This is a genomic window from Larkinella soli (genome assembly GCF_003703975.1).
Taxonomy (GTDB): domain Bacteria; phylum Bacteroidota; class Bacteroidia; order Cytophagales; family Spirosomataceae; genus Larkinella; species Larkinella soli.
This window is the reverse complement of the sequence record NZ_QTJY01000003.1, coordinates 458634-468469: the sequence shown is the minus strand read 5'-3', so window position 1 is coordinate 468469 and position 9836 is coordinate 458634. Positions and strand designations below refer to the sequence as shown.

The 9836-nt window shown below is 55.8% G+C and carries 6 protein-coding genes; 3 read left to right on the top strand and 3 right to left on the bottom strand.

Annotated elements, in window-relative coordinates:
• From DX909_RS29535 to DX909_RS11705, 3 genes are all read left to right on the top strand, one after another.
• On the top strand, positions 1–637 hold a 637-nt coding region (locus tag DX909_RS29535; protein WP_164851268.1), incomplete at its 5' end, for a glycosyltransferase family 2 protein.
• A gap of 29 nt (positions 638–666) precedes the next feature.
• Complete coding sequence (locus DX909_RS11710) at positions 667–1713, top strand: glycosyltransferase family 4 protein (protein ID WP_128545355.1); 1047 nt, start codon at positions 667–669, stop codon at positions 1711–1713.
• A 78-nt stretch (positions 1714–1791) separates the two neighbouring features.
• Complete coding sequence (locus tag DX909_RS11705; RefSeq protein ID WP_128545354.1) at positions 1792–2730, top strand: glycosyltransferase; 939 nt, start codon at positions 1792–1794, stop codon at positions 2728–2730.
• A gap of 87 nt (positions 2731–2817) precedes the next feature.
• Here the strand turns inward: DX909_RS11705 and DX909_RS11700 are convergent, their stop codons facing one another.
• The 3 genes from DX909_RS11700 to DX909_RS11690 form a co-directional block, all read right to left on the bottom strand.
• Complete coding sequence (locus tag DX909_RS11700) at positions 2818–7008, bottom strand: PA14 domain-containing protein (RefSeq protein ID WP_164851267.1); 4191 nt, start codon at positions 7006–7008, stop codon at positions 2818–2820.
• A gap of 728 nt (positions 7009–7736) precedes the next feature.
• Complete coding sequence (locus tag DX909_RS11695; RefSeq protein ID WP_128545352.1) at positions 7737–8648, bottom strand: glycosyltransferase family 2 protein; 912 nt, start codon at positions 8646–8648, stop codon at positions 7737–7739.
• Between the two features lie 4 nt (positions 8649–8652).
• The gene (locus tag DX909_RS11690) at positions 8653–9666 is read right to left on the bottom strand and encodes a polysaccharide deacetylase family protein (RefSeq protein WP_128545351.1); all 1014 of its coding nucleotides are present in this window, start codon (positions 9664–9666) and stop codon (positions 8653–8655) included.
• Positions 9667–9836 lie beyond the last annotated feature (170 nt).

Below are 9836 nucleotides of genomic sequence, written 5' to 3'. Positions count from 1 at the left end.
CGGCGATACCCACCTCCAGTGGAATTATCTGGATTCCGGCCGGAACGATCTTTTGCGTTTCCTCAGCATCGACACGCCCTGGCAGACAACCGGGGTTTTCTGGAAGGCCGAAACCGTCCGGAAGATCGGTTACTGGGACGAAAAACTGGCTTCCTATCAGGACTGGGATTACCACCTCCGGGCGGTATTGCAGGACGATCTGAAATACCTGAAGGTATCGGAAGGCTACGACACCTTCTACCGGCTCGACGATTCGTCGGCGTCGATCAGCAAGTCGTACTATTCGGCCCGCAACATTCTTTCCACGGTGTATCTGGTCGAGAAGTTCTATCCGCTGCTGGTCCGGACGTCTGCCCTGAAGGAAGATCGGCACGGGTTTGCCACGTTCATCTTCCACGTCGCCACGATGTATTACAAATATGTCGACAAAGAGAAAGGGCAGTCTTTTCTGAAAAACTACCTGTCGGGCCTCGGCTACTCCAGCCTGTTCGTCAACAGCTGGTGTTCGTACATGATGTACCGGAGGGACAAGGCTTACCCGAAGGTCTTCCGGAAGGCGTTCGATCTGGTTCCGGTTATCTATTCTTCCAACTCGATTCTGAAAATCAAATCGACCTGTAAGAAAGCGGTTCAGTAGGAACGGTTTTTTTCAGGAGAATAAGCACTATGAAAGTAAATATTCTCATTAACGGCGTTCCCTGGTTCGGTAAATATTCCGGGTATGAATGCCTCGGTCGGTATTTTCAAAGCGGTGTCGACGTGTCGACCACCTTCTCTCCCGATTCCAGGTTCCACCGGGCGCTCGGGAAAAGCGTCAGCATTCTGCATAATTTCAAATTCGACGATATTCGGAACGACGGGGTCTGGGCGGCTTATAAATTCCTGCTCAAATCGAAACTGAACGATACCTCCCACATTCTGTATGCGGATGGTAACCTGAAGGTTTTCAATGAGTTCAATAAGCGCGTCAAATCCCTGGTGGGCACCATCCACTTTCCCATCTCACAATGGAAGCCCGAACGGCTGAAAAACTTGGCGCATCTGAGGAACGGCCTCATTCTGTACAGGGAGGAACTGGATGCCTTTCGGGAGTACGTCCATCCCAACCAGCTGACCTTCATCCGGCACGGGGTGGACATCGACTTTTTCAAACCGGGTCCGGCCGATGCGGTCAACAAAAAGAAGATTCTGTTCGTCGGCTCCTACCTGCGGAATTTCGATATGTTCCACCAGGTGTATGAGTTGATCAACCGGGAGATTTCGCCCGATTACGAATACCATCTGATCATCCCGTCCAAGTTCCGGTCGGAACCGAACCTGGTCCGGCTGGCGGCCCACCCGAACGTGTTCTTCCATGAAAAACTAAGCGACGAGGAGCTGCTCTGGTACTACCAGACGAGTTACCTGCTGCTAATGCCGATGAACGACAGCGGAGCCAATACGGCCATCATCCAGGCCATTTCCACCGGGCTGCCGGTGCTGACCACCGACGTGGGCGGCATTCGCTCGTACGGTGGGGGAGACATTTTTCCGCTGGTGAAAAACAACGACGCGGTTTCGATGGTGGAACTGTTCCATTCCTACTGTTCCGACGAAGGCTACCGAAACCGGGTCGCGGATCAGGAACGGCAATTCGCCGTCGAGTATATGGACTGGCGGATGATCGCCGGTCAGCATTACGACTATTACCGGAAGGTTCGTTCCGAAAACTAAACCGGGCCGTCGCCGGCCAAAACCGGCCCGTTCCCGACACTTCTCTATTAGTATTTTTGAAACTGTAGTCGGTTTGAGATGATTAGGCTTTCTCTGATTATTTGTACCCATAACCCGCGTCTGGAGTATCTGAACCGCGTATTCGAGAGCCTGAAGGCCCAGACGCTGCCTCGGGACGAATGGGAGTTGCTGCTGATCGATAACCGGAGCGACCGGCCTCTGTCGGAGACGGTGGACCTGTCCTGGCACCCCGCCGGCCGGCATATCCGGGAAGAGGAACTGGGTCTTACCCCGGCCCGGCTCCGGGGCATCCGGGAGGCCGGTTCGGAACTGCTGCTGTTTGTCGATGACGACAACTGCCTCAAGGGTGACTACCTGGAAATCTGCGTGATGAAGATGGAAAACAACGCCCTGCTGGGAACGCTGGGCGCCGGAAAAATCATGCCCGAATACGAAGTGCAGCCCCCTCCGGACACTCTTCCCTTCGTGAAAATGCTGGCCCTTCGGAACGACCTCATTCCGCATTTTTCCAATGCGATCTCCTTCAACAAGGCCATTCCCTACGGGGCCGGGCTGTGCATCCGGAAATCGTTCGCGCTGGATTATCTGGAATCCTGCCGGAGCCGTCCGTTCTCGTCTTCTCTCGGGCGGAACGGGGCCGCCCTGCTCTCCGGAGAGGACGTCGATATGGCCCTTCATGCCTGCAAGGCCAATTATCTGGCCGGAGTAATTCCGGAACTGGAAATCATCCATATCATTCCCAGAGGCCGTCTCGACCCGGACTACCTGGTTCGGATTGCGTTCGGTCACGCGTACTCCCACTTCCTGCTCGGCAAGGTCTGGGGCTATCACTCCGATTACGCGGAAAACCCGCTGCTGAAGAATCTACGCTATTACAAGAAGGTGCTGAGGATCAGTGGTCTTTCCCGGCGCATTTACGTGGCCGAACAGAAAGCCATCCGGGATGCCCGGGCTGCCTGGAGCAAGCTGGGAAGCCCGGTGGCGTTGGCCGGATGACGAATTCCCACAAATCGAAAAGCCCCGGACCGATCGTTCGGCGCGGGGCTTTTCGGGGGACTCAGTCGGGAAGTTCCGACCGCCGGGTTACTGTTTGATGAACCGGGCCATATTGGCAACCCGACCGCTGTCCAGCCGCAGTACATATTTTCCGACGGGAAGGGCGCTGACGTCGACGATGGTCTTGCTGCTCCCCGTCTGGAGCGAGACACTCCCCATTTTCCGGCCTTCGATCGAGAAAATGGAAAGGGTTCCGCCTTCCACGGCTTCCGAATGCTGAACGTTCAGGACGGAGCTGCTCGGATTGGGATAAACCGTCATTTTCTGCCCGGTCCGCTCCGCATCTACCGGCTCGTCGGCGGCTTTCCGCGCCGTTCCGCGGGTAAAGCTGAACCGCATGCTTTCGATGTCGATGATCCGGTCGGCGTTCCGGCCTTCGCAGAAGAACGACAGCCGCATGGTTTTGGGCGAGCGCCAGTCGGCCGTGGGGTCGAAGATCTTGGTGGTCACGGTCGCCGAGTGGGCATACTTGAAGGTGACTCCACTGGCCGTGGCCGTGATCTGAAGAGGCTGAGGCTGATCGATGATCGGACGCATCTTGTCCTGCTGGGCTTCCAGCAGTTTGGCCGTATTTCCGAAGACGCCCATGATCCTTCCGTTGTAGTCGATGGTCACGAAGGTCACGGCGATCGTCTTGCCGTTCTTATCCAGAATTTCCAGATAATTGCCGCCTTTCCCGCTGATTTCATTTCCTTCGTTGCCTTTGTAGCTGATCCGGCCGGTCAGGCTCCAGTTGGCCGCATCCTTCACCGCTCCGAGGTCCCGGGTGACATAGAATACGCCCGAAGCCTGCCGGAATTTAATGAACAGGTCCGGCGATTCTCTCCGGTAGGTAAGCCGGCTGGTTTCCACCTCCCACCAGTTGCTGTACTGGTTGCTGAGGATGTCTTTTTCCGGAGAGCGTTTCCAGCCGTAGATGTTGTTCTCCAGCACCTTGTTGAACGGAAGACCATATAGAAGGTCCGTACTGACCATATCCTGCTTATCGGTTTCGGGCGAGAGGGCTTCTCCCGGAATGACGGCTTTCGGCTGGTTGTTGCTCGACCAGGAGAGGTTGATCGTGCTACTGCCCTTCGACTCGATCCGGATGGCGTATTGCCGGCCGTTTTCCATCGCAATCGGCGAACTGGTAAGTTCGTTGTTCGAGGAGTTATTCCACTTGTCGATGGCCAGCTTGTTATCGATCCAGACCCGAACCCCGCTGGCCGTATTCAGGTAGAACGTGTACTCCTCGGAGTGGTTGGGTTTTACATAGCCTTTCCAGAGAACCGAGTAGGCCACCGTCGGGCTCAGTGTCGTTCCGGTCGGAGCGGCCGTAGCCCAGTTGAAGTTCACCTGCGCGTCCAGACGGCTGGTTTTCAGCGTCATGTTGTTCAGGTCTTCGCTTTCGAAATAATAGGCCGCCAGCCCTCCTTTCTGGGTCGTGAACGTTACCGGGATCGTCTGCTCCCGGATGGTATTGAGGCCGTCCACTTTCCAGCGATGCAGACCGCTGTGGTCGTTTTCTTCTCCGTGGTAAAGGAACACGCGGCCGTCCGGCAGTCTGATCAGCGAGGCATAGAAGGAGTTACCGGCCATTTCGGCCGCGGCTATACTGCCGTTCGTTTGCGGGCGGGTCGTTCCGAACTGCCCCACGAACAGACCGTTGTCATAGAAGTGATTCCACTTATTGGTCTGGCTGTTTTTCCAGAATTCACCATGATAGCCCCAGATGATGTTCCGGTCGAGCGTAACCGCCACGCTTCCGGCATATTTATGATCCGGCCCCATGCCGTTTCCGACGTCGAAACGGCCGTCCGGGGGGAACACCCCTTCGTATTCCGGGTGGGTCGAGTAGGCCGCCTTCCATTTCCAGGTCTTTTCTCCGGCCTTGATGCCGCCGAGGTGGAATTTGTTCGTATTGGAGCCGTCACCGTCGAATGAGATGTAGATTCCAGAGCTGGAGATGGCATTGGGAGAAGTGTAGACGCCGTCGTAATCCGGGTTCGAACCGTCGGTTTCATCCGTCGACTGAATGATCTTCTCCGCCGTATAAATCGGGTTATTTTTGGTATCGAAGCCCGTCAGCGTCCGTTTTCCCCACTGCTGTACGCCGTTGGTCTTGATCAGCCGGTACATGGAGCCGTCGGGGGCCATCTGGTAACCGAGCGTGATCCCGGTGGTAGAGGTCTGACGCAGAATGCCGTTGGGTACCAGTTCAAAAATTTCGCCTTTCGTGTTGGTGGTGTTTCGCTGGCGGCAGTAGGTTCGGCCGTTGCTCAGGGTCACCACGTTGGTCATTTCGTAGTGGTCGTTGTAATTGGCCGGTACGTACCCCCAGTTGGCGACCAGTTTCCAGGAACCGTTATTGGGAGCAAGCGGCTTGGAATAATCGACCTTGAATTCGAGGTAGCCCTGAAAAACCCGCGACGGATCGTTCGGGTCCGACCCGGCCGTGTACGGCCGGGGCAGATACATGATTTCGTCCAGGTATTTCCGGGCCGACGAGAACCGCATGCTCCGGCGGTTCTGCGAGTCACCGACCCAGAAAGACCCGTCCGGCTGGTAGCAGATGTACGTGTAGTTGTAATCCGAAACCAGGCTGGTAAAGAAAAACTTGTCGTTCGTGACCGTGGAAGAGGTCATGTACCCGCCGGCCTGACCCAGTACCCAGCTCTGCGCACCGTTTTTGGTGGAGTAACTCTTCACCTGCTGGCTGTTGCCCGCATCGGCGACGGTGATGGTCGACAGATCGGGAGAAATGCCGAAAGCGATCGGATTCTCCAGCCCGGACAGGCTGACGACGGGGTTGCCGAGGCTGCCGTCCGGGTTGACCGGGTATTTCTTAACCGCGTTGGTTTCCGAAATGACCCACAGGAAATCCCCTTCGACCGCCACTTTCTTCGGGTTGTTGATATTCGTAATGTTCTTCAGAACCTTCCCTGTGGTTTTGTCCAGCACGTGGATCTCGTTCAGTGCCCGGTGCGCCACGAACAGGAACTTCCCGGTTTTCTGCACCGCCAGGCCGGTTATGAACCCGTTACTGTTATTGTTAAAGTCGATGCTGCTGGTATAGGTAGGGCCGTGGGCATTGGCGGCCGAAACGCCTTCGGAGAAGGTTACCGGCGCATCGTTCGCTACTTTGGTAGCGAACACAAAGTTTTTATTCGAATACGGGTCGTCGTTCGACCAGTAGACATTGGCGCCGTCCGAGGCTACGTGCGTAATCCCGTTGTCACCTTTAAAATTCTGAATCGGATTATTTACTCCCGGTTTCGAGAGGGAGAACCAGTTCAGGGGAAAGTTGCCTTCCTGGTACGCACTGCAGAAGTAAGCTTTGTCGCCGACGATCACCATGCCGGATACCGGGTTCCAGCCGCGGTGCTTTCCAATTCCGGTCGTGTTGGCGGCATTGTTCCCGATGGTTCCTTCCCAGGTATAGGTGACGTTGTTGGAAAGCACCTTGATATCGTAATTGCCGTCCAGCAGCAGCCGGCCTTCGTCGTCTTTTCCATCCCAGGTTTCCGTATAGGTTCCGGCTTTATAGGTAATGCCGCCCCAGAGGGTCCGTACCAGCGTGCCGTCTTTTTTGAACACCCCGGCGCTGGTGCGGGCTTCCGCGCCCAGGTTGAAGCTAAAGGAAACGGTGCTGGAGGAAGCCGCCGTCACCGTCGGCGTCGCGACCACCGTCTGGGTCGTGGTCGTCTGGGCGGCCGTGGTCGTAGCGGCCGCCTGCGTGGTTGTTGCCGGTGTCGGAGCAGCCGGTGCGGGCGTTTCGGTCGTCGGCTGCGGTTTGGCGGCCGGGGTGGCGTTCCCCTGGCAGGTCACCGTTTTGGGAGCCCCTTTCAGAACGAAGGTACTGCCCTGGATGCGGGCCCAGATCGTCTGGGCCTGATTGGTTTTCAAAGCCTCCGGAAAAGCCAGCGTGTAACCGTGCAGCCCGTTGCCTTTTCCCTTATCTTTCAGATCCTGGCGGAAAAGGTCGGCCTGCACGGTGGCGGCCACGCTGGCCGACTCCAGTGTGGAGCCGCTGAGGAATTCGACGGCGTAGGAGGTGTTCCCCTTGTCCCGGTTCCACACCCAGCCGGTCATGTTGTTGCAATTCACGATATCCAGATACCCCTCGAAGTTTCCGGTCACCGGACCGGCCACTCCCGCCGGCGGGGTAATCGATGCAAGCCCCGCCGATTCCGGAAAGGGTTCAGCCCTGCCGGAAAGTGCCGATAGCATTGCAAGCATTAGGAAATGATTTTTCATAATAAGTCCAAGTCTGCGGTGAACACGTTGAATTCGCACTAAAAAAATTCTGTTTAAAAGGTTATTACTCAGATAATTAATGGACACAAAAAAGCCTGTAAGTGGTTATATAACAGCTTTATGTGGCCAATTTATCATTGGCAATATTTAAGCCAAACTTTCCGGTTTAGGATACCATACTCTAACAATTGGCTTGCCCTGATACCGCTTTTTCAGGCAGGAATCAGGGGGTGGTTTCGTGTGCCGGACTTCTTTACTTCATGTCGGAATGACCACTGTCGGGTTCATCCATTGGTGGGACTCAAAAGGAGCAGAAATGCTGCAAAAGCGGAAAGTATAGAACAGATAAAGGGTATAGAATCTGTCAGGCTTTGTTCCAAATATAAAAATCAGGGCATAAAACACCGGCCCGTTTACATAATTTTTACAGAATTTTTATTTTGTAACTGATTGATTATAATTTATTTATAAAAATTTGCACTGCAAAATAGGCTCATATCTTTGCCTATTCATGATCGCGTGTCGGACAATTTTCCTTACTCCGGAAGCCGAAAACCGACAACCTGTTGAGGAACCGTGGTTTCCTATCGGGATACAGGAGTTTTAGATTTAAAAACCCCGGAAGGTTGTCCGACAATAGTTTTATGGCATAATTCTGGATTTTCCTACTGAAAAGCTGGAAGCCCGGATATGAAAAAAACACTTCCGGATCAGGACGTCCGGCGAAGGGCCGACCGGATCAGTCGGGGCAGGCTGTAAAAGCGGTGGAGAAGGGGATGGGTGTAGGGCATCAGGGCCACCGCCAGCAGCTTGTTCACCTCCGGGAAGTTCAGTTGGTGCTCTTCGATGTACCGCGCCTGCCATTCCAGAAAATACCGGCGTACCTTGTGGTATTTCCCGTCCTGATGAATGGATTGTACCAGCGAACCGACCCGCTGGCGGTACAGGTTGTTGGAGTCCGACGAGATGTAGATCTTTTCATTCAGATACATCTTGCAAAGCAGCGCCTGGTCTTCGTACATCTGGTAAATGCCCCGGTAGGAATCCTCGAACAGGCGGTTTCGAACCAAGGACTCTTTGGTCATGATCATGCCGGACGGCACCGGCGCATCACCCTTGCCGAGCGGATACAGCGCGACGGACAGCTGGGGAGGAGCATACGCCCGGTCCTGGGCCGGAGTCCCGACCCGGATGGTTTCGTCTTCGTTGTTCCCGTCCTCCCAGGTATACCAGTAGGTGGAGGCCTCGCAGATCATGGCGATGTCCGGGTGTTTCCGGAAGATTTCCACCTGTTTTTCCAGTTTGACGGGGAGCCAGACGTCGTCGGCATCGAGCAGGGCGATCAGTTTTCCCCGCGCCTGCCGGATGCCGTGGTTCCGGCTGGCGCTGAGACCGTGGTTCTGATGGTTTTCGTGTTCGGTGTAAAAGATCCGCTCCGGGAAGCGGGCCGCGTAGTCCCGGGCGATCCGGGTGCTTCCGTCCGACGAGCCGTCGTCGATCAGCCAGAGTTCCCAGTGAGGATAGGTCTGTGCCAGCACACTTTCGATCGATTCGCTCAGGAGACGTTCCTCGTTGAAAAATGCCGTAATGACCGAAACCAGAGGCTTTTCATCAGCCGCCATACGCTTACTTGTTTATCCAGTAGTGTAAATACTCTTCAAATTCCTCACCGCCCCAGTTCACCACCTCGAACCGCCCCAGTTCCAGAGGGCTGGACTTGCCGTCGACCACCTTTTCCCGGGTAGTGACGGCGGCTTCGAACCCCAGGGCGCCGGCCACCTTCGTGCTCGTTTCGTTATAGACGCCGAACGGATACGCCAGGTGGTTGACGGTCTGGCCGGTTATTTCTTCCAGTCGGGTCCGGCAATTCAGGATTTCCTCCCGCTGAAACGCTTCCGGCCATTCGCCCAGGGCCGGGTGGGTCACCGTATGGGCCCCGATCCGGACCAGTTCATGGCGCCCCAGCGAAGCCAGTTGCTCCTCCGACATGCAGGGGCCTTCCGAAACGGCGGGCCCGTTAAACCGGGCCAATTCGCGCAGACTTCCCAGCGTCGATCGCTGGGCTTCGGTGGCGGTGGCCCGCATTTTTTCCCAGATCGCCAGAAAAAGGGCGCAGCGCCGGTTGGGAGGGTCTTCCTGGGTTGTCCAGGTTTCGTTCTGTCGTTTCAGTTCGGGCGTCAGCCGGGCTTCCGCTCCGGTTTCCACCCCGATGGTTTCAGTACCTACCGGCAGCGAAAATTGCGCGGGAAGTTCGTCCGACTGAAGCATCAGCCGGGCCAGTTCGTCCCACCAGAATTCTTCGCGGGTGCCGATCTTTCCGGTGGTGATAAAAAAGGTAGCCGGAAGATCGAACTTCTCCAGCAGCGGCCGGACGGTGGTGAAATTGTCGAGGTAGCCGTCGTCGAACGTCAGCACCACCGACTTCCGCTTCAGCGCGTTGCGCCGATAGTCGCTCACCAGCCGATCCAGCGGGATCACCGAGGCTTTCCGCTTCAGAACGTCCAGCTGCTGGCTGAAATGTTCGGGGGACACCATGATCTGCCAGGGGTCGTTGACCGGCTCGGCCACGCGGTGGTACATCAGGACGATGGCCTGGTTTCTGAACATACCGCGAAGGGAATGGAGCCACTTTCGTTTCATTGCGAATCGTTAGAGCCGTTGACCGCGGGGGTGCGCGTCGAAAAATCCGGCCAAATTATGACAACCCGGCTGAAAAATAGGACTTTACACCGAATAGAGCCGGGCCGGACTACGCAATATAATGGGTTGCCCTCATCCAAACTATGGATCGGCTGTTTTCTTATCCGCGA